The sequence below is a fragment of the Propionivibrio pelophilus DSM 12018 genome (assembly GCF_059569095.1).
The window spans coordinates 1-21,713 of sequence record NZ_JCANUT010000007.1 but is presented as its reverse complement, the minus strand read 5'-3'; the positions used below and the strand labels follow the sequence as shown (position 1 = coordinate 21,713).

General features: G+C 55.4%; 21 protein-coding genes and 1 pseudogene. 18 read left to right on the top strand and 4 right to left on the bottom strand.

The genetic code is table 11. The annotated features are described in order from the left end of the window. Nucleotides 1–7 precede the first annotated feature (7 nt). From nuoH to lexA, 9 genes are all read left to right on the top strand, one after another. Nucleotides 8–1,054, top strand: a complete 1,047-nt coding sequence (nuoH, locus tag BO74_RS05385; RefSeq protein ID WP_496440724.1) for an NADH-quinone oxidoreductase subunit NuoH — start codon at nucleotides 8–10, stop codon at nucleotides 1,052–1,054. 10 nt (nucleotides 1,055–1,064) lie between these two features. Then, nucleotides 1,065–1,553: an NADH-quinone oxidoreductase subunit NuoI gene (gene nuoI / locus BO74_RS05380; RefSeq protein ID WP_496440623.1), complete on the top strand. Its 489-nt coding sequence runs from the start codon at nucleotides 1,065–1,067 to the stop codon at nucleotides 1,551–1,553. An 18-nt stretch (nucleotides 1,554–1,571) separates the two neighbouring features. Then, a complete protein-coding gene (locus BO74_RS05375; RefSeq protein ID WP_496440622.1) occupies nucleotides 1,572–2,174 on the top strand; it encodes an NADH-quinone oxidoreductase subunit J in 603 nt (200 codons plus the stop codon). Nucleotides 2,175–2,273: 99 nt separating this feature from the next. Then, nucleotides 2,274–2,579 carry an NADH-quinone oxidoreductase subunit NuoK gene (gene nuoK, locus BO74_RS05370; RefSeq protein ID WP_496440621.1) on the top strand — a complete coding sequence of 102 codons (306 nt, stop codon included), beginning with the start codon at nucleotides 2,274–2,276 and terminating at the stop codon, nucleotides 2,577–2,579. A 2-nt stretch (nucleotides 2,580–2,581) separates the two neighbouring features. Then, nucleotides 2,582–4,639: an NADH-quinone oxidoreductase subunit L gene (gene nuoL / locus BO74_RS05365; RefSeq protein ID WP_496440620.1), complete on the top strand. Its 2,058-nt coding sequence runs from the start codon at nucleotides 2,582–2,584 to the stop codon at nucleotides 4,637–4,639. Between the two features lie 23 nt (nucleotides 4,640–4,662). Beyond that, nucleotides 4,663–6,144 carry an NADH-quinone oxidoreductase subunit M gene (locus BO74_RS05360; protein WP_496440619.1) on the top strand — a complete coding sequence of 494 codons (1,482 nt, stop codon included), beginning with the start codon at nucleotides 4,663–4,665 and terminating at the stop codon, nucleotides 6,142–6,144. Between the two features lie 27 nt (nucleotides 6,145–6,171). Next, complete coding sequence (gene nuoN, locus BO74_RS05355; protein ID WP_496440722.1) at nucleotides 6,172–7,656, top strand: NADH-quinone oxidoreductase subunit NuoN; 1,485 nt, start codon at nucleotides 6,172–6,174, stop codon at nucleotides 7,654–7,656. Between the two features lie 66 nt (nucleotides 7,657–7,722). Then, nucleotides 7,723–8,292 (top strand): NUDIX domain-containing protein, encoded by a 570-nt coding sequence (locus tag BO74_RS05350; protein WP_496440617.1) that lies wholly within the window; start codon nucleotides 7,723–7,725, stop codon nucleotides 8,290–8,292. A gap of 127 nt (nucleotides 8,293–8,419) precedes the next feature. Further along, nucleotides 8,420–9,022, top strand: coding sequence for a transcriptional repressor LexA (lexA, locus tag BO74_RS05345; protein ID WP_496440616.1), 603 nt, complete (start codon nucleotides 8,420–8,422; stop codon nucleotides 9,020–9,022). A 26-nt stretch (nucleotides 9,023–9,048) separates the two neighbouring features. On the opposite strand, the gene BO74_RS05340 is transcribed toward lexA, so the two are convergent. Beyond that, entirely contained in the window at nucleotides 9,049–9,717 is a 669-nt protein-coding gene (locus BO74_RS05340; RefSeq protein WP_496440615.1) for an ankyrin repeat domain-containing protein, read from the bottom strand. A gap of 198 nt (nucleotides 9,718–9,915) precedes the next feature. On the opposite strand from BO74_RS05340, the gene pyrG reads away from it, so the two are divergent. The 4 genes from pyrG to ftsB all read left to right on the top strand — a co-directional run bounded on the left by pyrG (nucleotide 9,916) and on the right by ftsB (nucleotide 14,114). Beyond that, nucleotides 9,916–11,550, top strand: coding sequence for a CTP synthase (pyrG, locus tag BO74_RS05335; RefSeq protein WP_496440612.1), 1,635 nt, complete (start codon nucleotides 9,916–9,918; stop codon nucleotides 11,548–11,550). Further along, on the top strand, nucleotides 11,547–12,410 hold the full coding sequence (kdsA, locus tag BO74_RS05330) for a 3-deoxy-8-phosphooctulonate synthase (RefSeq protein WP_496440610.1): 864 nt from the start codon (nucleotides 11,547–11,549) through the stop codon (nucleotides 12,408–12,410). The genes pyrG and kdsA overlap by 4 nt, the downstream gene beginning before the upstream one ends. Nucleotides 12,411–12,435: 25 nt before the next feature. After that, nucleotides 12,436–13,719: a phosphopyruvate hydratase gene (eno, locus tag BO74_RS05325; protein WP_496440608.1), complete on the top strand. Its 1,284-nt coding sequence runs from the start codon at nucleotides 12,436–12,438 to the stop codon at nucleotides 13,717–13,719. A 74-nt stretch (nucleotides 13,720–13,793) separates the two neighbouring features. Further along, complete coding sequence (gene ftsB, locus BO74_RS05320; RefSeq protein WP_496440606.1) at nucleotides 13,794–14,114, top strand: cell division protein FtsB; 321 nt, start codon at nucleotides 13,794–13,796, stop codon at nucleotides 14,112–14,114. Between the two features lie 27 nt (nucleotides 14,115–14,141). Here the strand turns inward: ftsB and BO74_RS05315 are convergent, their stop codons facing one another. Beyond that, the gene (locus BO74_RS05315; RefSeq protein WP_496440604.1) at nucleotides 14,142–14,822 is read right to left on the bottom strand and encodes an SIMPL domain-containing protein; all 681 of its coding nucleotides are present in this window, start codon (nucleotides 14,820–14,822) and stop codon (nucleotides 14,142–14,144) included. Between the two features lie 203 nt (nucleotides 14,823–15,025). On the opposite strand from BO74_RS05315, the gene BO74_RS05310 reads away from it, so the two are divergent. Together BO74_RS05310 and BO74_RS05305 are read left to right on the top strand one after the other, a co-directional pair. Continuing rightward, on the top strand, nucleotides 15,026–15,496 hold the full coding sequence (locus BO74_RS05310) for a peroxiredoxin (RefSeq protein ID WP_496440602.1): 471 nt from the start codon (nucleotides 15,026–15,028) through the stop codon (nucleotides 15,494–15,496). Continuing rightward, nucleotides 15,493–15,984 carry an FKBP-type peptidyl-prolyl cis-trans isomerase gene (locus BO74_RS05305; protein ID WP_496440601.1) on the top strand — a complete coding sequence of 164 codons (492 nt, stop codon included), beginning with the start codon at nucleotides 15,493–15,495 and terminating at the stop codon, nucleotides 15,982–15,984. Before BO74_RS05310 ends, BO74_RS05305 begins: the two co-directional genes overlap by 4 nt. A 304-nt stretch (nucleotides 15,985–16,288) precedes the next feature. On the opposite strand, the gene mutS is transcribed toward BO74_RS05305, so the two are convergent. Then, complete coding sequence (gene mutS, locus BO74_RS05300) at nucleotides 16,289–18,868, bottom strand: DNA mismatch repair protein MutS (protein WP_496440599.1); 2,580 nt, start codon at nucleotides 18,866–18,868, stop codon at nucleotides 16,289–16,291. A gap of 223 nt (nucleotides 18,869–19,091) precedes the next feature. Between mutS and BO74_RS05295 the strand changes: the two genes are divergently transcribed. From BO74_RS05295 to BO74_RS05285, 3 genes are read left to right on the top strand one after another with little or no spacing between them, the layout of a single operon-like run. Continuing rightward, entirely contained in the window at nucleotides 19,092–19,556 is a 465-nt protein-coding gene (locus tag BO74_RS05295) for a YbhB/YbcL family Raf kinase inhibitor-like protein (RefSeq protein WP_496440597.1), read from the top strand. Nucleotides 19,557–19,583: 27 nt separating this feature from the next. After that, the gene (locus tag BO74_RS05290) at nucleotides 19,584–20,330 is read left to right on the top strand and encodes a Mut7-C RNAse domain-containing protein (RefSeq protein WP_496440595.1); all 747 of its coding nucleotides are present in this window, start codon (nucleotides 19,584–19,586) and stop codon (nucleotides 20,328–20,330) included. Then, a complete protein-coding gene (locus BO74_RS05285; RefSeq protein ID WP_496440594.1) occupies nucleotides 20,327–21,598 on the top strand; it encodes a polysaccharide pyruvyl transferase family protein in 1,272 nt (423 codons plus the stop codon). The genes BO74_RS05290 and BO74_RS05285 overlap by 4 nt, the downstream gene beginning before the upstream one ends. Here BO74_RS05285 and BO74_RS05280 read toward each other — a convergent pair. Continuing rightward, a pseudogene (locus BO74_RS05280) lies at nucleotides 21,586–21,713 on the bottom strand (IS630 family transposase); the annotation flags it as partial. The gene BO74_RS05285 and the pseudogene BO74_RS05280 overlap by 13 nt on opposite strands.

Sequence of the window (21,713 nt, the reverse complement as noted above, 5' to 3'; positions counted from 1 at the left end):
TTGGCTGATGCAACTGGGCCAGGCTACTTTCGGGGATATCTGGCCTGACCTGATTACACTGGTCTGGACCGTCATCAAAGTGATGCTGATCGTGGCTCCGCTGCTTTTGTGCGTGGCGTATGCAACCTATGCGGAGCGCAAGATAATCGGCGCGATTCAGGTTCGCGTCGGTCCAAACCGGGTTGGTCCATGGGGGCTTATACAGCCGTTGGCTGACGGCTTGAAGATCCTTCTGAAAGAGGTCGTCATCCCCGCTAACGCCGACAAGGCCGTTTTCCTTCTGGCGCCACTGTTCGCGTTTGCTCCTGCGCTTGTCGCGTGGGCGGTCATCCCGTTCAACGAATTTCTCGTTCTGGCCAATATCAATGCCAGTCTGCTCTTCATCCTGGCGGTTACATCGATCGGGGTCTATGGGATCATTCTGGCGGGTTGGTCGCCGAACTCAAAATATGCCTTTCTCGGGTCGATGCGTTCCGCGGCACAGATGATTTCTTACGAAGTCGCCATGGGATTGTCGTTGGTCGTCGTTCTGATGGTATCCAATAGCCTTAATCTGGTGGATATCGTCAAGGTTCAGGGCCAGGGGCGCTTTGCCGATATGGGGCTGACGTTCCTGTCTTGGAACTGGTTATCACTGCTCCCGATGTTCGTCGTCTACATCATTTCGATATTCGCGGAATGCAACCGGGCGCCGTTCGATCTCGCTGAGGGTGAATCCGAAATCGTGGGTTATCACGTTGAGTACTCGGGAATGAGTTTTGCAGTGTTTCAGTTGGCTGAGTATTCCGCGATGCTGATGGGCTGCACCTTGGTCAGTCTTATCTTCCTGGGGGGGTGGTTGTCGCCGGTGAGTTTCCTGCCAGACAGCATTCTCTGGTTATTCGGGAAGATTTTCGCGGTGTTGACACTTTTCTTCTGGGTTCGTGCAACGTTCCCCCGCTATCGTTACGATCAGGTCATGCGGCTTGGATGGAAAATTCTTATCCCCGTTTGTCTGATTTGGCTGGCAATTGTGGCTTGCTGGATGTTGTCGCCCTGGAACATCTGGAAGTGAGAGGCAGTTCATGGGATCAATGAAAGAAATTCTTAACAGCCTTTTGCTCAAGGAGTTGCTGAAAGGCTTGGCGGTGACTGGGCGTCATGTGTTTGCCCGAACAATTACCGTGCAATATCCAGAGGAAAAAACACCGCAGAGCTTCCGGTTCCGGGGGTTGCATGCCTTGCGGCGTTATCCGAATGGCGAGGAGCGTTGCATCGCTTGCAAGCTTTGTGAGGCAGTTTGCCCAGCAATGGCAATCACGATCGAGTCCGCGCAGCGGGAAGATGGCTCCCGGCGCACGACACGCTACGACATCGATCTGAATAAATGCATATTCTGTGGGTTCTGTGAGGAAGCCTGTCCGGTTGACGCTATCGTCGAGACTCGCGTCTTCGAGTACCACGGGGAAAAACAGAGCGACCTGTATTACACCAAGCCCATGTTGTTGGCCAACGGCGATCGCTATGAGGCACAGATTGCCGCTGATCGCGAACTTGACTCGAAATACCGTTAACACATAGGCGCTGACACGATGGAATTCAGAACGTTCGTCTTCTATTTTCTTTCCACCATTTTGGTGTTTGCAGCCTTGCGTGTTGTTACGCTCCGTAATCCGGTGCACGCAGCGCTTCACCTCGTTTTGGCGTTTTTCAGCGCCAGCGGAATCTGGATTCTTCTTCAGGCGGAATTCCTGGCGATCTCGCTGATCCTGGTTTACGTCGGCGCCGTCATGGTGTTGTTCTTGTTTGTTGTAATGTTGCTTGATATCAACCTTGACCGGCTGCGCGAAGGCTTCTGGAGCTATCTGCCGCTCGGTGCGATTGTTGCCCTATTGATTGTGGCGGAGATGGGCCTGGTTTTGGGTGGGATGTACTCGGGAGTCCTTGAGAGTGATGTTCCCCAGGTTGAGGCAGGATTCAGTAACGTTCAGGCAATTGGTCGGCTTCTCTTTACGGAGTATGTCTATCCGTTTGAGTTGGCCTCGGTCGTCTTGCTGGTGGGTATTGTCGCGGCCACGGCACTCACGCTGCGAGGAAAACGCAAGAGTAAATCGGTCAGTCCGTCGCAGCAGGTGTTCGTCAAGGCGAAGGACAGGGTTCGCGTATTGAAGATGCCGGCAGAAAAGAATGATTGAGCTATCAAGCAGAGGCGATCTTCCGTGTTTTTCCGAAATGACGAGAATTTTGTGTTCGCAGTGCGGCTGCTGCGTACAGAGATCGATTAGGGAGGCAACTTGTTAACACTGTCCCATTTTTTGATATTAGGTGCTGTTCTTTTCGCGATCAGCATCATCGGTATTTTTCTCAACCGGAAAAATCTGATCATTATCCTGATGTCCATTGAATTGATGCTGCTTTCGGTCAACATCAACTTCATTGCTTTCTCACATTACTTGCAGGATCTTGCCGGGCAGGTATTCGTCTTTTTCATATTGACAGTGGCTGCGGCTGAATCGGCAATTGGCTTGGCGATTCTTGTCGTGCTGTTCCGCAACCTCAAGACCATCCATGTGGATGATCTGGACAGCCTGAAGGGCTGAAAATGGATATGCAAAAAATCTATCTTCTCGTCCCGCTGGCCCCACTTTTTGGCGCGATCGTCGCCGGCCTCTTCTGTCGCTTGATTCCCCGTTGGATGGCTCATACGGTCACGATTGTCGGCGTGGCAGTCGCGTTTCTAGCGTCGGTCTATATTTTCAAGGATGTGTCCGCGGGCAATACATTCAATGGTCCGGTTTATCAGTGGCTTGCAGCTGGAGATTACAAGTTTCAGGTCGGATTCCTGATAGATTCATTGACTGTCACGATGATGTTGGTGGTGACGTTTGTGTCGTTGATGGTTCATATTTACACCATCGGGTATATGCATGACGACCCTGGATATAGCCGCTTTTTCAGCTATATCTCGTTGTTCACTTTCTCTATGTTGATGCTTGTCATGAGCAACAACTTCATGCAGTTGTTCTTCGGCTGGGAGGCTGTCGGACTTGTTTCATATTTGCTTATCGGCTTTTGGTACACGCGCCCGACGGCAATTTATGCAAACATGAAGGCGTTCCTGGTCAACCGGGTCGGTGACTTCGGCTTTATCCTCGGCATCGGATTGATCTTGTCCCATTTCGGAACGCTGGATTACCAGGAAGTTTTCTCCGGGGCGAAGGCGGTGTCGGATGCGACCATTACGCTGGTACCTGGCGTGGAGTGGGGTACTGTGTCATTGCTTAGCGCCGCCTGCATCCTGTTGTTCATTGGCGCTATGGGAAAATCGGCTCAGGTTCCGCTTCATGTCTGGCTGCCCGACTCCATGGAAGGCCCGACTCCAATTTCGGCGCTCATCCACGCTGCGACGATGGTTACTGCCGGGATATTCATGGTTTCCAGGATGTCCCCGCTCTTCGAACTTTCTGATGCCGCACTGTCGTTTGTCATCGTGATTGGGTCGATAACGGCTCTGTTTATGGGTTTTCTCGGTATTATCCAGAACGACATCAAACGGGTCGTGGCGTATTCGACGCTGTCCCAGCTTGGTTATATGACTGTTGCGCTCGGTGCTTCTGCTTACCCTGCAGCGATTTTCCACCTGATGACCCACGCCTTCTTCAAAGCGCTGCTCTTCCTAGCTGCGGGGTCCGTGATCATTGGTATGCACCATGATCAAGATATCCGCAACATGGGTGGTTTGCGCAAGTACATGCCCGTTACTTGGCTGACTTCGTTAATTGGATCCCTGGCGCTTATTGGTACGCCTTTCTTCGCTGGTTTTTACTCGAAGGATTCCATTATTGAAGCGGTGAAACTCTCACATATTCCCGGTGCTGGATTTGCCTATTTTTCCGTTATGGCGGGTGTCTTCATTACCGCTTTCTATTCTTTCCGCATGTATTTTCTCGTATTCCACGGTGAAGAGCGGTTCGGAGTGGCGCACGTAGCTCACGCGGATCACGGTAATGACGCACACGATGGCGACCACGACGACGAGGAGGTTGCGCCTGATCATCACCACGGACTCGCACCAGGGCAGAAGCCGCACGAAACTCCATGGGTAGTGACGTTGCCGTTGGTACTGTTGGCGATTCCTTCCGTCTTTATTGGTTACGTTGCCATCGACTCCATGCTGTTTGGTGACTTCTTTAAAGGGGTGATTTTCATCAACCAGCAAGCACACCCGGGGATGATGGAATTGGAGCACCATTTTCATGGCGCATTCGCCATGGCTACACATGCTGTTAGTACTCCAGTATTCTGGTTGGCAGTCGCTGGGGTCGTTTCGGCCTGGTATTTCTACCTCAAGAAGCCTGAAATTCCTGCGGCCATCAAGTCGGCGAGTGGCCCGCTTTATACCGTGCTGGAGAACAAGTACTACTTTGATAAGTTCAACGAGGTGGTTCTTGCCCGCGGCGCTCGTCTCCTCGGTCAGGGGTTGTGGAAGGGGGGCGACGCTGGTTTCATCGACGGCCTTGTCGTCGGCGGGGCGGTACGCGTTGTCGGTTTGATTTCGACGCTTCTGCGCTTGTTCCAGACCGGCCACATTTACCACTATGCCTTCACGATGATTTTTGGGGTTTGCGCGCTCCTTTCTTTCTGGCTGTTGCGCGCCTGAACTGAATAACGACTGGGAACAATATGTCAGGATTTCCGCTTCTTTCGTTAGCCATCTGGGTGCCGATTTGCTCTGGGCTTGTCATCTTATTGACAGGGTCGGACAGGAATGCGCCGTTTGCGCGCATGCTCGCCTTACTTGGAGCCGCCGCCGGTTTTATCGTCACCTTGCCTCTGTATTCCGGATTCGATATAGCGACACCGGCGATGCAGTTCGTCGAATTGTCTCCTTGGATAAGTCGTTTCAATATCAACTATCACTTGGGCGTTGATGGCATATCGATGCTTTTCGTGATTTTGAACAGTTTCATCACAATTATTGTCATCCTGGCTGGTTGGAAAGTCATTGAGAGCAAGGTCTCTCAATACAATGCGGGTTTTCTGATCATGTCCGGCCTGCTCAATGGGATCTTCTCATCGCTTGATGCGATGTTGTTCTATGTCTTTTTTGAAGCATCGTTGATTCCGCTCTACATCATTATCGGAGTTTGGGGTGGGCCCCGCAGGGTCTACGCTGCGTTCAAGTTTTTCCTTTTCACCCTGATGGGGTCGCTGCTGTTTCTTGTCGCACTGATTTATCTTTTCCTCAATTCAGGAAGCTTCGCGATTCAGGATTGGCACCAACTGCCTTTGTCTTTGGGCGAGCAAAAGTGGATTTTCCTCGCGTTCCTGGCGGCGTTTGCGGTCAAAGTCCCGATGTGGCCGGTTCATACGTGGTTGCCCGACGCTCACGTTGAGGCGCCGACGGGAGGTTCCATCGTCTTGGCGGCTATCGCGTTGAAACTGGGGGCGTATGGATTCCTCCGCTTCTCGTTACCCATCGCGCCCGATGCGTCGCATGAGTTCTCGGGGTTGATTGTCGCGTTGTCCTTGATTGCTGTGGTTTATATTGGCTTTGTTGCGCTGGTTCAGGTCGACATGAAAAAGCTCGTAGCCTATTCGTCGATCGCGCACATGGGCTTTGTCACACTCGGCTTCTTTATTTTCAGTCCATTGGGTGTGGAAGGTGCGCTTGTACAGATGGTGTCACATGGCTTTGTTGCCGGAGCGATGTTTTACTGTATCGGCGTTATGTACGATCGGGTACATTCTCGAATGATTGCCGACTACGGTGGTGTGGTAAATACGATGCCGAAGTTTGCTGCCTTCTTCCTGCTTTTTGCCATGGCCAATGCAGGTCTGCCCGCGACCTCCGGCTTCGTCGGCGAATTCATGGTTATCTTGGCAGCGGTCAAGTTCAATTTCTGGATTGCGTTCGCTGCAGCCTCTACGATGATCCTCGGGGCGGCTTATACGCTTTGGATGTACAAGCGCGTGGTTTTTGGGGTAGTTGGCAACCACCATGTTGCTGAATTGACCGATATTACTTTGCGCGAGTTTTTGGTTCTTTCCTTGCTAGCCCTCGGGGCGCTTGGTATGGGCCTTTATCCAAAACCATTCACGGATGTTATGCACAGTTCGGTAAATGAATTGTTGCATCATGTCTCCGTAAGCAAGATCCAATAATTGGTATTCGCTATGACGCTTGCCGAAATGCAATTTGTGTTGCCCGACCTGCGCATTGCCAGCGCTGAAATTTTCATGCTGGCTATGGCCTGTCTGATTTTGATTGTCGACCTCTTCGTGAAGGATAAGAAGAGAACGATCGTATACGCCCTGACCCAGTTGTCGCTTGTGGGCGCCGCTGCTGTCACCGTGGCTGTGAATACAGGGCAGATTTCATACACCTTCAGCAACATGTTTGTCAGCGATGCAATGAGCGGAACGCTGAAACTCATGATTTATCTGAGCGTGTTGGCCGGTCATTTCTATTCGCGGACATACGTTCTGGATCGCCCGCATATGTCCAAGGGTGAATTCTACGTGTTGAGCCTGTTTGCTACCGTAGGGATGATGGTTATGGTGTCTGCTAACCATTTCCTTGCTATTTATATCGGTATCGAACTGTTGTCATTGTCCCTGTACGCGATGGTTGCGATGAATCGAGATTCGATTCAGGCAACTGAAGCCTCGATGAAGTATTTCGTTCTGGGTGCTTTGGCGTCCGGTCTCCTGCTTTATGGCATGTCGATGGTTTACGGCGCAACGGGGACGCTCGAAATTTCTGCGCTTTCGGCCGGTTTGCTCGCGGGGCAGGGGAACGGGATCATTCTCGCGTTTGGGCTTGTATTCCTTGTTTCAGGTATTGCTTTCAAACTAGGGGTCGTGCCATTCCACATGTGGATTCCTGACGTTTATCACGGAGCCCCTACGGCAGTCACTCTGTTCATAGCCACCGCGCCTAAATTGGCTGCTTTTGCTGTTGTGATTCGCACGCTGGTAAATGGGCTTATTGTTGCATCGCATGATTGGCAGTTGATGCTGCTTGTTCTTTCCGTACTGTCGATGGCAGTCGGAAACTTTGCCGCTGTTGCACAAACGAACATCAAGCGTATGCTGGCTTATTCCGCTATCTCTCACATGGGCTTCATGTTGCTCGGAATGGCTACAGGGGTCATCGGAGGGGATGTTCGGTATATCGTCAATGCATACAGTTCGTCGATGTTTTATGTTGTGACCTATGTGCTTTCCAGCCTTGGGGCATTCGGGACTATTCTCCTTCTCTCACGTGCAGGGTTCGAAGCTCAGGAAATCAGCGATTTTGCCGGGCTGAACAAGCGCAATTCGTGGTATGCGGCCATCATGATGATGATGATGTTTTCTATGGCCGGGATCCCGTTCTTTGTCGGTTTTTTCGCAAAATTCTCGGTGTTGCAGGCCGTCGTGGCTGCTGGCCACCTGTGGCTGGCGCTAGCTGCGGTATTTTTCTCGCTTGTCGGAGCGTATTACTATCTTCGTATCGTAAAGGTCATGTATTTCGATCCGCCCGCAGATAACACGCCGATCAGGGCACCGGCCGAGGTAAAGCTGTTAATGTCGGCTAACGGTCTTGCGGTTGCTCTGATTGGAATCGCGCCGAACGCGTTGATGATGCTCTGTGCGACGAGTCTGAACAACTCTATTTCGTTCTTCAGATAATCTTTGCCACTTGTTTTCTACCAGCGCCCCGCTAGATCGGGGCGCTTTTTATTTTGGGGCAGCCAGATGAAATTCGATCAGGAATCCGATTTGCATCTACGTGAGACAGCAATGGAAAGCGCCGAGGTGTTCCGCGGGAAGCTTCTTGATGTAAGACTCGATCAGGTGCGCTTGCCGAGTGGTGGTGTTTCAACACGCGAATATATTCGACATCAAGGTGCCGTCGTGGTGATCCCTGTACTCGACAACGGAGAATTGATTTTCGAACGCCAGTTCCGTTATCCGGTTGGGGAGGTATTCATCGAATTTCCTGCCGGGAAGATTGATCCTGGCGAGTCCATCGAAGAGACTGGACGGCGAGAACTCCTAGAAGAGACTGGTTTTGTCGCACGCAGTTGGCGGTATTTGGGGGTTCTGCATCCCTGTGTCGGCTATTCAAATGAACGAATCGAGGTATTCCTGGCGCGTGATTTGATTCTTCAGGGGGGGCAGCAACTCGATCATGGCGAGCATCTCGACGTATTCAGCATGCGTTTGAATGATGCTATCGAGGCAGTTCGTTCTGGGGCGATTACTGACGCGAAGACTATTTCAGCGATTTTCTGGGCGGAAAAGGTGCTCCTTCACGATTGGTGAATAGAAAAGGCCTCGGTGGAAATCTCCGGGCGTATTCGCTGGGCGATCTGGTATTATTTTTTTACTGTATTTATATACAGTGGTAGTGCGCCCGCGCTAATAAAGCGATAGGTTCCCGGAGACACAGATGGCAAAGATTACATCGCGGCAACAGGAAATTCTCGAGTTCATACAGAATTCAATAGAAGTACTGGGTGCGCCCCCGACCAGGGCAGAAATTGCAAATGCGTTTGGATTTTCATCCAATAACGCTGCAGAGGAGCATCTCAAAGCTTTGGCAAAAAAAGGCGTGATCATACTTGAGCCAGGGGCCGCCCGTGGTATTCGATTGGTCGAGCAACTCGGACTTCCGTTGATCGGCAACGTTGCAGCAGGTAGTCCGATTTTTGCTCTGGAAAATGTTCAGGCGCGTTATGCGCTCGATTCCACCTTGTTCAGTCCTAAAGCAGATTTCCTGCTTCGAGTGCGGGGACTGTCAATGATGAACGCGGGTATTTTCGACGGTGACCTGGTAGCCGTACATCGTTGCTGTGAGGCGCGAAACGGGCAGGTGGTCGTCGCCCGGATGGATGACGAAGTTACGGTCAAACGTTTTCGGAGCCATGGGAGTTATGTCGAACTGGTCGCTGAAAATCCGGATTTTCCGCCGATCATAATTGATGTCAGTAAGCAGCCGCTCGAAATCGAGGGCGTGGTCGTAGGGCTGATCCGCTGCAGCGAAGGAATATAACTAACGGGCCGTCGAGTCCAGAAGTCTTAAGGCGGAGAGACTTTTCTGGGCGTCATCTGCTCTAGTACCGAAGTCGTCTGGGGGTGGTAGTTTTTCTTAGCGTAATGCAGAGGGGTTTTTCCGTCGACATCTTTTTGACTAGGGTTGGACCCTTGCTCGATCAGGAATCTTGTCAGTCGGGGTTGTCCGGTTGCGGCTGAAAGGTGGAGTGCAGTCTGGCCGGTTTCTGTTTGGGCATGGATATCCGCTTTTTTTCCCAGAAGCAATTGCACGCTCTGCCGCCCCCCGGAAATGACTGAGGCATGTAGCGGGGTCATCCCGATGTGGTCTCTTGCATCGATTTCTGCACCGTTTGAAATAAGAAATTCGATGGTTTTTGTGCGTCCGTAAAACGCGGCGAGATGAAGAGGGGTTCGATCGAGCGCGTCTTTGCTGTTGATGTTTACACCGGCAGCAACAATTCGCTGTATTTCCTTGAAATCGCCGCGAATGACCGCGTTAGACAAGGCGGGTTCGGCAATCGGAAAATTCTCATTCATTACCAGCGGTTCTGTTGTCGGGGAGGGCGTGACTTTCTTGTCACATCCTGCGGCAAGCAGAATGAACGTGGCGGCAACCCCAATCGTCCAGCAGGACAGGGGCGAAAAGGCGGGTTTGATGCGGGTGTGGGTCATGGAATGAGTGATACGGCTCATGACTTGTTGGCTACAGCTGCCGGAGAAAAGGAATGATTCTATCTTGGGGGCGGCTCGTGTTCATCGAAAATAGCGCCAGTGATTGTCTGGTCATGGTTAGCCGATCGCTCATTTTGCGATTAAGTGCTGAATTGTCCAAGCTTATCGTCGTCGAGCGTTTTCGGCTACAATTCTAATTTCCCGCTGCATATCTTTCTCATGACCAAATACGTTTTTGTCACAGGCGGTGTGGTGTCCTCGTTGGGCAAGGGCATTGCTGCTGCCTCTCTGGGGGCGATCCTGGAATCCCGCGGTATCAAGATCACCCATTTAAAGCTCGATCCCTATATCAACGTTGATCCTGGAACGATGAGTCCGTTCCAGCATGGAGAGGTCTTCGTTACCGAAGATGGCGCCGAGACCGATCTCGATCTTGGACATTACGAACGCTTTACCAGTGCAAAAATGGGAAAGCGCAATAATTTCACCACCGGCCAGATTTACGAAACCGTAATCAAGAAAGAGCGACGCGGGGAGTATCTCGGCAAGACGGTGCAGGTGATCCCGCATATCACTGACGAGATCAAGGCGCATATTCGTCGAGGCGCCGAAGGCGCGGAGGTCGCGATCGTCGAGGTTGGTGGTACTGTCGGCGACATTGAGTCGCTTCCTTTCCTCGAAGCGATCCGCCAGATGGGCCTCCAGGAAGGCCGGGGTAACGCCTGTTATATTCACCTGACGTTGTTGCCCTATATTCCGACGGCCGGAGAGCTTAAAACCAAGCCAACGCAACATTCTGTCAAGGAATTGCGGGAGATAGGCATCCAGCCGGACGTTCTTTTGTGCCGTGCGGATCGCCCGATTCCAGAGGACGAAAAAGCGAAGATCGGGCTTTTCTGCAATGTGCAGCGTGAAGCCGTGATCGAGTGTCTGGACGCCGACTCGATATACAAGATCCCGTCGATGTTGCATGACCAGATGCTCGACGAGATCGTTTGTCACAAGCTGAATATCCTGGCGCGCGCGGCGGACCTGTCTGTCTGGAAAAGTATCGTACACGCCATGGAGAATCCCGAGCACAAGGTCAATGTTGCCTTTGTCGGCAAATATGTCGACCTGACTGAGTCGTACAAATCTCTTACGGAGGCGCTGGTTCACGCCGGGATCTATTCGCACAGCAAGGTCAAGGTCCACTATATCGATTCGGAAGAGATCGAGACCAAGGGGTGCTCCGTGCTCAAAGGCATGAATGCCATCCTCGTTCCCGGCGGATTCGGCCGGCGCGGAACGGAAGGCAAGATCGCCGCGGTTCGTTATGCTCGAGAAAACAAGATTCCTTACCTTGGCATTTGTCTGGGCATGCAACTCGCGGTTGTCGAATATGCCCGTGACGTGGCTGGTATGGAGGGTGCGCACAGTACGGAATTCGACAAGAACTCGCCGTATCCGGTTATTGGTCTGATCACCGAATGGCAGGATGTTTCGGGGAGACTGGAAAAGCGTGACGAGAACTCCGATCTGGGTGGCACGATGCGACTGGGAGGGCAGGTTTGCAAGTTGTCTGAAGGAACCCTGGCGCGCGAAATTTACGGCAGGGCTGAAATTGTCGAGCGTCATCGTCACCGTTACGAAGTGAACAATCAGTTGCTTGTCGAACTTGAGGCGAAAGGGTTGGTGGTCTCCGGACGGGCGCCGGGGACGGACCTCTGTGAAATGATCGAACTGCCGAAGACTGAGCATCCATGGTTTGTCGGATGTCAGTTTCATCCGGAATTCACCTCCTCTCCCCGGCACGGCCACCCGCTATTCACCTCCTTCGTCAAAGCCGCAATCGCTGCTCAGGCCAAAGCATGAAGCTCTGTGGCTTTGAAATCGGGCTGGATAAGCCGTTATTCCTGATCGCAGGGCCTTGCACGGCAGAATCGGTCGATTTGTGTGTCGAGGTGGCCGGGACGATGAAGGCGATCTGTTCCAGGCTCGGTGTCCCGTACGTCTTCAAGGCGTCTTACGACAAGGCAAACCGCAGTTCCGGAATTTCGGCGCGTGGCCCTGGACTGGGCGCAGGGTTAAGATTGCTGGACGAGGTTCGTCGTCAGACTGGTGTTTTCGTTCTGACCGATGTTCACACCGAAGACGAGGTGGCTGACGTTGCTGCTGTCGTTGATGTTTTGCAGACGCCCGCTTTCCTTTGCCGGCAGACGGATTTCATTCACGCGGTGGCGGCGAGCGGCAAACCGGTCAACATCAAGAAAGGGCAGTTTCTCGCCCCCGGAGATATGAAGAACGTTGTCGCGAAAGCACGCGAGGCCAACGGCGGTGCTGACAACCTGATGGTTTGCGAGCGCGGCGCCTCCTTCGGGTATAACAATCTCGTTTCGGATATGCGGAGCCTGGCAATCATGCGCGAAACAGGCTGTCCGGTTGTCTTTGACGCGACGCATTCGGTTCAATTGCCCGGCGGGCAGGGGAGCGTGTCTGGAGGGCAGCGTGAGTTCGTCCCCGTTCTTTCTCGCGCAGCGGTGGCCGCCGGTATTTCCGGTCTTTTCATGGAGACCCATCCGTGTCCCGAAAAGGCGCTTTCGGATGGGCCGAACAGTTGGCCGCTCGCCCGGATGGAGAGTCTGTTGACTACTTTGGTAGAGCTTGACCGGGTGGTGAAGAAGGCGGGATTCGAAGAGTTGAGGTTGTCTGGAGAGCCTTCCAGGGCTGCGTGATAACAGTTGAAGAGAAGGAATTAACATGAGTTCTGTCGTTGATGTCGTAGCTCGCGAAATACTCGATTCACGCGGTAATCCCACGGTCGAGTGCGACGTTTTGCTCGAATCCGGTGTCATGGGCCGCGCAGCCGTGCCCTCGGGTGCTTCCACCGGGTCGCGAGAGGCGATTGAGTTGCGTGATGGCGATGTGGCCCGGTATAACGGCAAGGGGGTGACCCAGGCTGTGGAAAACGTCAATACGGAAATCGCCGAGGCAATCATCGGGCTTGATGCGCAGGAACAGGCGTTCATTGATCAAACGCTCATCCAGCTGGATGGGACTGAAAACAAGTCCCGCCTCGGGGCGAACGCCATCCTGGCCGTGTCGATGGCGGTGGCCAAGGCCGCTGCCGAGGAATCTGGGTTGCCGCTGTACCGTTACTTCGGTGGATCAGGGCCGATGCAGATGCCGGTGCCGATGATGAATATCATCAACGGTGGTGAGCATGCGAACAACAGTCTGGATTTCCAGGAATTCATGATTCTTCCGGTCAGCCAAGGATCTTTCCGAGAAGCCCTGCGTTGCGGTTCGGAGGTATTCCACGCCCTGAAAAAATTGCTCGACAAGAAGGGCTTTTCGACCGCGGTGGGGGATGAAGGAGGTTTTGCTCCCAATCTGGCAAGCCATTCCGAAGCGCTCCAACTCATCGTGCAGGCTATCGAGGCTGCCGGTTATTTCCCGGGCGAGGATGTGCTGATCGGTCTGGACTGCGCGGCCTCCGAGTTCTTCAAGGACGGCAAATACGTTCTCTCCGGGGAGGGCATCGAACTCACCGCAGAGCAGTTCACCGATTATCTGGCCAATCTGGTTGATCAGTTCCCGATCGTATCGATCGAGGATGGTATGGCTGAGGGCGATTGGGATGGCTGGAGGTTGCTTACCGAGCGTCTTGGCGAGAAGGTTCAGATCGTCGGAGACGACGTTTTCGTGACCAACACGCGTATCTTCAAGGAAGGCATAAAGCAGGGGATTGCCAATTCGATTCTGATCAAGATCAATCAGATCGGAACACTGTCGGAAACCTTCGCTGCAATCGAGATGGCCAAGCGTGCGGGGTATACGGCTGTTATTTCGCATCGATCCGGGGAAACCGAAGACAGTACCATTGCTGACATCGCCGTGGGGATGAACGCACTGCAGATCAAGACGGGTTCCCTCTCGCGTTCTGATCGCATCGCGAAATACAACCAGCTGCTGAGGATCGAGGAAGATCTGGGCGATACTGCCGGTTATCCCGGCGTTGACGCCTTTTATAACCTCAGATAGAAGGGCAGCTGATGAACTGGAGCGGGGGAGGCTTTTCCGCTCCGGTTCGTCATCATTCTCTCCCGGCATAATCTATGCGCTGGTTATCCCTTGCCCTGCTCGCTTTGCTCGTGCTCTTGCAGTATCCCCTATGGCTCGGCAAGGGAGGGTGGCTGAAGGTTTGGGACGTGGACCGGCAACTCCAGGAACAGAAAGAGTCGAATCGCAAGCTTGAAATCCGCAATGCCGGCCTTGACGCGGAGGTGCGGGATCTCAAACAGGGGTATGACGCGATCGAGGAGCGTGCGCGTTTCGAACTGGGGATGATTCGCCAGGATGAGATCTTCGTCCAGGTTCCCGACAGACCACTTGCTCCACGGCGGGAGAGCGAGGCTGGCCAGGCTGGTGGTCGCTGAGCAGAACGTCTCGCAAATGGGCGGTTGTTACTCTATCGCGATCTTCCCGGATGCCGAGACGACAACCTGTGACTCGCCGGCTTCCATTGGCATGGGAGCGGCTTCCAGTGACATTGATCGAGCAGCACGCATGATCGGTTGTGGCATGTGGCCCGTGGTGCTGATCGCTAACTGTTTAATGCTATAGCCTTTTCCGAGTTGCTCGGCGAGGATTCTGGCCCGCTCCCGGAACAAGGCGATGGCGTCGAGCATGGCTTCATTCTCTGCTTTCCGTCGGGTCTCTGGCGATGGTGAGGCAACCAGGCTTGTGACGGCGAGTGATGTCTGAAGTTTGCCAAGCAACAGGGAAAACTCGGTTGTGTCGGACGATTCCAGAACGATATTCGAACGCATGCGCCAAGAGTCGATCTTCCCCTGTTTGGAATAGCCGGGATACGTCGTCGTGTTGCCGGTTTTGACCTTGACGTTCGGAAACGCCTTTGCTGTTTTCAACGCGTCGGCCACGGCCTGATTGATGTGTGCGGAAAGATCACCGGGAGAAGTGCCACTTGCTTCGGCCGAGACAGTCGCCTGCATCAGGTCATTGCTTGCGGGGCGAGAGGCTTCGGACGACAGTTCGACGACGAGGGGATCTGCGGCAGAGACGGGGCTGGATACGGCGAGGAATGCTGCAGCAACGACCGGTGTGAAGATCGACATTCGTGTCATGGCGCCTCCTGATTAAATCGAATTATTCCTCTCGACCGTTGTCTGGTCTTCGAAGAGCAGAAACGGATCGTCGGAAAAGACGTTTTCATTCTACCGTGCTTGATCTAGTGTTTAATTGTCGGGCGCGTCAGGAAGCTTGGTACAATCCGGCCCACTTGATCGTTCCCAGGGCGACAAGCAGGTTTTAAAGGAGAGGAGGCAACATGCTGAAAGTTGGACAAACGGCACCGATGTTCGCGCTCCCCAATGAAGACATGGATACCGTCGATCTTGCCGGCTATCGCGGCAAGAATCATGTTGTCCTGTTCTTCTACCCGAGAGATGACACGCCGACATGCACCCTTGAAGCGACGGATTTTTCCGATCACGAGGATGAGTTTTCGCGCCAGGGCTGTGTCGTTTTCGGGATCAGCCGGGATGATTGCATCAAGCACGCCGAGTTTCGTGACAAGCACGGGATCTCGGTTTCGCTGCTCTCTGACCCGGACGCCGTTGCATGCAAGCGGTACGGCGTGTGGCAATTGAAGGAAGTCGACGGCATAAAAAAGCACGGTATTGTCCGTTCGACGTTCATTATCGACAAACAGGGTGTGCTCCGTTTCGTGCTGTATGGAGTCAATGCCAAAGGCCATGCGCTTGAAGTCCTGCGCGCGGTGAAGGAAATCAATTCATGACTATGCAAGTTGTAAAGAATACCGTTGTTACTCTCGACTACAGCGTCACGGATCCCGAGGGAGAACTTGTTGACGCCGGAAAGGAGCCGCTGGTTTATCTGCATGGAGGGTACGACGACATCTTCCCGATGATCGAGGAGGCGCTTCAGGAGAAGAAAGTCGGCGAGTCCGTCGTCGTCAAGATGCAACCTGACGATGCCTTCGGCGAGTATGACGCGGAACTCATCCAGATCGAACCGCGCAGCGCGTTTCCCAAGGAATTGCAGATCGGGATGCAGTTCGAGGGGCTGCCCGAAGGGGGCGACGAAGACGAGGTGACCATTTATCGCGTTACCGAAATTGCCGACGATCGCGTCGTCCTTGACGGAAACCATCCGTTGGCCGGGATGGCACTCGTTTTTACCTGTACGGTGACGGCCGTGCGTCCGGCGAGTGCAGAAGAAATCGCCCATGGGCATATCCACGATGGGGAATGCGAGCACGAGTAAGGCAGCGATTGCTCTCCTGATCAACGAAAATGCAGCCGGGCGGCTGCATTTTTTTCGACTGATTCGACTGAAATGAGCGGGTGCCCCCGAGGGGGCACCGATGCTCGTGCTACGTGCTGCTTCAAGAGGAGCGTTCAGGTACGAACTGCGGTGGTGGCGAATCGTTTCTAGTGACCACCGGGAGCACCCGTTGGAAGCAACTATACGGATGGGGGCAATATCCTGTAAATCCGATGGGGGAAATAACCCTTATTTGATCGGCGCATATCGCAAGGGCCTGCTGAAACGGTGACGGTAGCGCTTTCTATTTGAGGAATTTCAACTCGTACAAGGCGTCGAGGGCCTGTTTGGGCGTCAGTGCGTCAGGGTCGATCATGCTCAGGCGCTCCAGGACGGGATGCGGTTCAGGTTCAGATGGCTCGGGAACGGCAGCGAACAGATCGGGTTGCAGCGGATTGATGGACGCACGCTGTTCGAACTCGCGCAACTGGCGTTTTGCGGCCTTGACCACCGAGTTGGGAATACCGGCCAGCGCGGCGACCTGGATCCCGTAGCTCTGGTTCGCCGGGCCGTCCTCGACGGCGTGCAGAAAAACGATCTTCTCGCCATGCTCGATCGCGTCGAGATGCACGTTGGCGAGATCCGCGTATTCATTGGCCAGCAGTGTGAGTTCGAAGTAGTGCGTGGCGAACAGCGTCAAGGCGCGGTTCTTTTCGACGAGATGGCGGCAGATGGCGAAGGCCAGCGCCATGCCGTCGAAAGTCGATGTGCCGCGCCCGACTTCGTCCATCAGCACCAGGCTGTTGGCCGTGGCGTGGTGCAGGATCGCTGCCGATTCGGTCATTTCGACCATGAAGGTCGAACGACCGGAGGCCAGGTCATCGGCGGCGCCGATGCGCGTGAAGATCTGGTCGAGCGGGCCGAGCACCGTGCGAGTTGCCGGCACGAAGCTGCCGATGTGCGCCATCAGCGCGATCAGCGCCGTTTGCCGCATGTAGGTCGATTTGCCGCCCATGTTCGGACCGGTGATCAGGAGCAGGCGGCGACCGTCGCCAAGTTTCGTGTCGTTGGCGATGAACGATTCGCCGCCGGCAAGTTCGTTTTCGACAACCGGGTGACGGCCGCCTTCGATCAGCAGTCCGGGTATGGGTGAGAACTGTGGCCGGCAATAGTTGCGCGCCAGGGTGACTTCGGCCAGGGCGGCGAGGAGATCGACGTGCGCGACGGCGCGGGCGACGGCCTGCAGTTGCGTCAGATCGGCCTGCAACCCCGTCAAGACAGCCTCGTAGAGCAGTTTTTCGCGCGCCAGTGCGCGGTCCTGCGCCGAGAGCGCCTTGTCCTCGAAGGCTTTCAGCTCCGGCGTGATATAGCGTTCGGCATTTTTCAGCGTCTGCCGCCGGCGGTAATCGTCCGGTACCTTGTCGGTGTTGGCGTGGGTGATCTCGATATAGAAGCCGTGCACCCGGTTGTATTCGACCTTGAGGTTGGCGATGCCGGTACGTTCGCGTTCGCGGGCTTCGAGTTCGACAAGGTAGGCGCCGCAGTTGTCGTTGATGCCGCGCAATTCGTCGAGGTCCGCATCGTAGCCGTTGGCGATGACGCCGCCCTCGCGCAACAACGTGGAAGGTTCCGGCTGGATGGCCCGGCTCAGCAGGTCGAGGGCGCTCTCCGGAGTGGCCAGTTCGGCCAGCAGTTCGAGCAGCAGTGGCGCGGGCGCATCGGTCAGCGGCGCGCGCAGTTCGGCGAGCCGGTGCAGGCTATCGCGAAGGCTGGAGAGGTCGCGGGGTCTGGCGCTGAACAGTGCGACGCGCCCGGCGATACGTTCGATGTCGGCAAAGCCGCGCAGGGCCTGGCGTACTTCGCGCAGACGCAGTCCGTTGTCTTCAAGCAGGGACTCAATCGCGGCGTGGCGCGCTTCGGGAATAGCCGGGTCACGCAGCGGATGATGCAGCGCGTGGCGCAGCGCGCGCGAGCCCATCGAGGTGACGCAGGTGTCGAGCAGGCTGAAGAGCGTCGGCGCCGGTTGGCCGCGCAGCGTCTCGGTGAGTTCCAGATTGCGCCGCGTGGCCGTATCGAGCCCGAGGAAGGTTCCGTCGCGCTCGACGGTCAGTGCCTGCACGTGCGGCAACGCGCGTGTTTGTGTTGCCTGCGCATACCGTAACAGCGCGCCGGCGGCGGCGATTGCCGGGCGCAGTCCGTCTGCCCCGAATCCCGAGAGCGATGCCGTCTTGAAATGGGTGCAGAGTTCGCGTGTCGCCGCTTCGGTGTCGAAATGCCAGTCGGGCTGGCGCGTCAGCGTGGCTTCGGGGGCGAACGACAATTCGAGTCCCTCCGGCACGACGATTTCGGCCGGGCGGATGCGTTCGATCGTCGCCGCAAGCTTCTCCGGGGCAACCTCGCACACGCGGAATTCGCCGCTCGCCAGGTTCAGCCAGGCAAGTCCGGCACCGTTGCGCGAAGCCGTCAGCGCCAGGAGCAGGGCGTCGCGCTTGTCGTCGAGCAGTGCCGCATCGGTCAGCGTGCCCGGGGTGACGACGCGAGAAACGGCACGTTCGACCGGCCCCTTGCTCGTCGCGGGGTCGCCGACCTGTTCGCAGATCACCACCGATTCTCCTAGCTTGACGAGACGGGCGAGGTACTGCTCGACAGCGTGGTAAGGGACGCCCGCCATCTTGATCGGTACGCCGGCGCTCTGGCCGCGGGTGGTCAAGGTGATGTCGAGCAGGCGGGCCGCCTTTTCGGCATCTTCATAGAACAGTTCGTAGAAATCGCCCATCCGGTAAAAGAGCAACAGCCCCGGATACTGTGCCTTCAAGCGAAGGTATTGCTGCATCATCGGGGTGTGCTTTTCGATGGCGTTGCTGTCTGTGGGCGCTTTTTGCATTTCTTCTCGGGGAAAGGGGCGGTTTCGGGGGATATCTTGCGACCGTGGGGAGGGGATATTACCAGCAGCCATCCCGGGGGTAAAAAACACGGTTCATGTCCGAACTATTGAAGCCGGAGAAATGAATGGGTACCGCTCTGAAACCACCGATAGCGGCGGGCTGCGTGATCTATGATGATCTGACACAGGCTTGAATTTCCCTCTCTTCATGAAAGGAGTTCGCATGATCATTTCGTCAACCGCATTTCCTCCCGGCGGCAATATCCCGAAACTGCATACCTGCGAAGGGCGCAACGTGTCGCCGGAACTGGCCTGGGACAACGTCCCGGCCGTAGCCAAAAGTCTGGTTCTGATCGTCGATGATCCCGATGCGCCGGATCCGGCGGCCCCGCGTACGATCTGGGTGCATTGGGTTCTCTACAACATTCCGACGGATTGTCCCGGCCTGTCGGAAGCGGTGTCTTCACTGCCGCTGGGATGTCTCGAAGGTATTAACGACTGGCAGCGAACGGGCTACGGCGGTCCGTGTCCCCCGATCGGGCGGCATCGCTATTTTCACAAGCTGTACGCTCTGGACGTCGTTTTGTCGGATCTTGGCAAGCCGAACAAAGCGCAACTGGAACAGGCGATGCACGGCCACGTCATCGCTGAAGCGCATTTGATCGGAACCTACCAGAAGGGGCTCTGACCGAGCCTCGAAGAAGGGAGTTGCGCATTGGCCGAGTTCCGGTTCTATGCCGAGTTGGCGGATTTCCTGCCAATGCATAAGCGTGGTTGTACTTTTCGCCGCCTCGTTCGACCAAATCAGAGCGTCAAGCACGTCATTGAGGCGCTCGGGGTGCCCCATACAGAAGTCGGGTTGGTGCTGGTCAACGGCGACGTGGTCGAGTTGAGCCGGCTGTTGATGGAGCAGGACCGGATTGCCGTTTTCCCTGCGTTGAGTCATCTGATGCCGCCGGAACAAATCGGGTGCCGGCGGTTTGCGGCAGATGCCCATCTCGGACGGCTGGCGCGCTATCTGCGCTTTGCCGGCTTCGATACTCTCTGGGATAACGCCTGGGAAGATACCGAACTGGTTGCCGTTGCAGCTGACCAGGGACGGGTCATCCTCACGCGGGATCGCGATCTGCTGATGCACAAGGCAGTGTCTTCCGGATGCTATGTCCGCGGCAAGGACACCCTGGCGCAGTTGGCGGATGTTGCGCATCGTCATTCGCTCGATCTTCTACATCCCTCTTCGGGGCGTTGTCTCGAATGCAATCTGCCGCTTCAGCCGACGGCGAAGGATGTGGTGATCGACCGAGTGCCGCCAAGGACGGGCGCCGTTTTTGACACCTTCTGGCGTTGCGACGGGTGTGAACGGGGGTACTGGCGCGGCTCGCATTGGCAAAGGATGCACCAAGCCATTGTCACCGTTGCACACCAGCTGCTCCAGCCGGATTTCGGTGTTTCCGTTCCATGAGCACTTCGGACGCGCATCCTGCGGAAACTCCGTTGATCCTCTTCGGAGCATTCGATCGTCACAATCTGGGCGATCTGCTCCTCGGCAAGGTTGCGCAGGCGCTGATGTTTCCGCGCGCTGTGGTTTTTGTGGGACTGGCGGCGCGTGATCTCACACCGGCCGGGGGGATGTGCGTTCGATCGATAGGCGAACTGGCTCGGGATTGGGGCGAGAGGGCGGCCGACATCGTGCATGTAGGCGGCGAGATCTTGACGTGCTCGTTGTATGAGGCGGCTGTGATGCTGCAATCCGATGAAAACGCGCGACTCATCACTTCGCGTCTCGACGCCGATCCCCTTGCAAGACATGCATGGGCCGTTGGGGCATTGGGGCTGGATCAGGCTGTCGCTTATCAGTTGCCGTCTGTCTTGTTCCGCAATTGCCGTTTCGTCGGTTATCTCGGCGCGGGCGGTGTCGGACTCTCCGCGTTGCCGACGAAGGTACGTGACGCGGTCGCCGGGAGGCTCTCCGCTGCAGATTTTGTCTGGGTCCGCGACACGATGACGCATCGAACCCTGGAATCCCTGGGGGTGCCATCGCTACTGGCGCCAGATCCCTGCGAACTTGTCGCAGCGCTTTTCAGCGATGTGATCCGGGAGAGGGCAGAGAGCGGGGAGACAGCATCCATATGCGCCCGATATCCACGAGGCTATCTGGCCGTGCAGTTCAGCGCGGATTATGGCGATGATGCGACTCTGGACGCGATCGGTGAGCACCTTTGCCAACTCCAGCGCGAGAAAGATCTCGGCATCGTGTTCTTCCGCGCCGGCGCCGCACCTTGGCACGATTCGCAGGCGGTGTATTCGCGACTGATCTCGAGAGTGACGGCTCTTGACGCGACGATCTTCTACACGCTGCACGTATTCGATCTTTGTGCCTTGCTGGCCCGATCCAGCGGTTTCATCGGTTCGAGTCTGCACGGACGTATCGTTACGGAGGCTTTCGGAAAAATGGCGGTGAGTCTTGTGCGAGGCGATCCATCAACATCGAAGGTCGGGTGTTACGTCCAATCCTGGTGTCCCGAACGTGGCGTGACGGTCGTTCAATGCGGTTCGTTGGGGGACGCGTTTCGTCTCGCGCAGCGGAGACTTTCTTGCGGACATCAAGAAGCCTCCCGTTTGCCGGATCGGGTACGGGTTGCAGCCAATCGCTGTCGGCGCATACTCGGTTTGGCTCCGCTGGAGACAGTGACTATTGATCAGGCCCGAATAAGTTTTTACGCGGCATAGCGAACCTGTTTGTCCTGAAAGAAGGCCTTGATGCGTTCAGGCGAACGCTCAAGTTCGGTCATGTGCTGGGTCGCGGCGGAGCGGAGTTTGGCTTTGGTACGGGCTGGGACTTTTG

Coding starts and splice junctions, on each gene's coding strand:
- lexA (WP_496440616.1), top strand. CDS start 8,420: ATGGCAAAGATTACATCGCGGCAACAGGAAATTCTCGAGTTCATACAG.
- nuoI (WP_496440623.1), top strand. CDS start 1,065: ATGGGATCAATGAAAGAAATTCTTAACAGCCTTTTGCTCAAGGAGTTG.
- mutS (WP_496440599.1), bottom strand. CDS start 18,868: ATGCAAAAAGCGCCCACAGACAGCAACGCCATCGAAAAGCACACCCCG.
- BO74_RS05340 (WP_496440615.1), bottom strand. CDS start 9,717: ATGAGCCGTATCACTCATTCCATGACCCACACCCGCATCAAACCCGCC.
- BO74_RS05295 (WP_496440597.1), top strand. CDS start 19,092: ATGATCATTTCGTCAACCGCATTTCCTCCCGGCGGCAATATCCCGAAA.
- BO74_RS05310 (WP_496440602.1), top strand. CDS start 15,026: ATGCTGAAAGTTGGACAAACGGCACCGATGTTCGCGCTCCCCAATGAA.
- BO74_RS05350 (WP_496440617.1), top strand. CDS start 7,723: ATGAAATTCGATCAGGAATCCGATTTGCATCTACGTGAGACAGCAATG.
- eno (WP_496440608.1), top strand. CDS start 12,436: ATGAGTTCTGTCGTTGATGTCGTAGCTCGCGAAATACTCGATTCACGC.
- BO74_RS05305 (WP_496440601.1), top strand. CDS start 15,493: ATGACTATGCAAGTTGTAAAGAATACCGTTGTTACTCTCGACTACAGC.
- nuoN (WP_496440722.1), top strand. CDS start 6,172: ATGCAATTTGTGTTGCCCGACCTGCGCATTGCCAGCGCTGAAATTTTC.
- pyrG (WP_496440612.1), top strand. CDS start 9,916: ATGACCAAATACGTTTTTGTCACAGGCGGTGTGGTGTCCTCGTTGGGC.
- BO74_RS05315 (WP_496440604.1), bottom strand. CDS start 14,822: ATGACACGAATGTCGATCTTCACACCGGTCGTTGCTGCAGCATTCCTC.
- BO74_RS05285 (WP_496440594.1), top strand. CDS start 20,327: ATGAGCACTTCGGACGCGCATCCTGCGGAAACTCCGTTGATCCTCTTC.
- ftsB (WP_496440606.1), top strand. CDS start 13,794: ATGCGCTGGTTATCCCTTGCCCTGCTCGCTTTGCTCGTGCTCTTGCAG.
- nuoL (WP_496440620.1), top strand. CDS start 2,582: ATGGATATGCAAAAAATCTATCTTCTCGTCCCGCTGGCCCCACTTTTT.
- nuoH (WP_496440724.1), top strand. CDS start 8: ATGCAACTGGGCCAGGCTACTTTCGGGGATATCTGGCCTGACCTGATT.
- kdsA (WP_496440610.1), top strand. CDS start 11,547: ATGAAGCTCTGTGGCTTTGAAATCGGGCTGGATAAGCCGTTATTCCTG.
- BO74_RS05360 (WP_496440619.1), top strand. CDS start 4,663: ATGTCAGGATTTCCGCTTCTTTCGTTAGCCATCTGGGTGCCGATTTGC.
- BO74_RS05375 (WP_496440622.1), top strand. CDS start 1,572: ATGGAATTCAGAACGTTCGTCTTCTATTTTCTTTCCACCATTTTGGTG.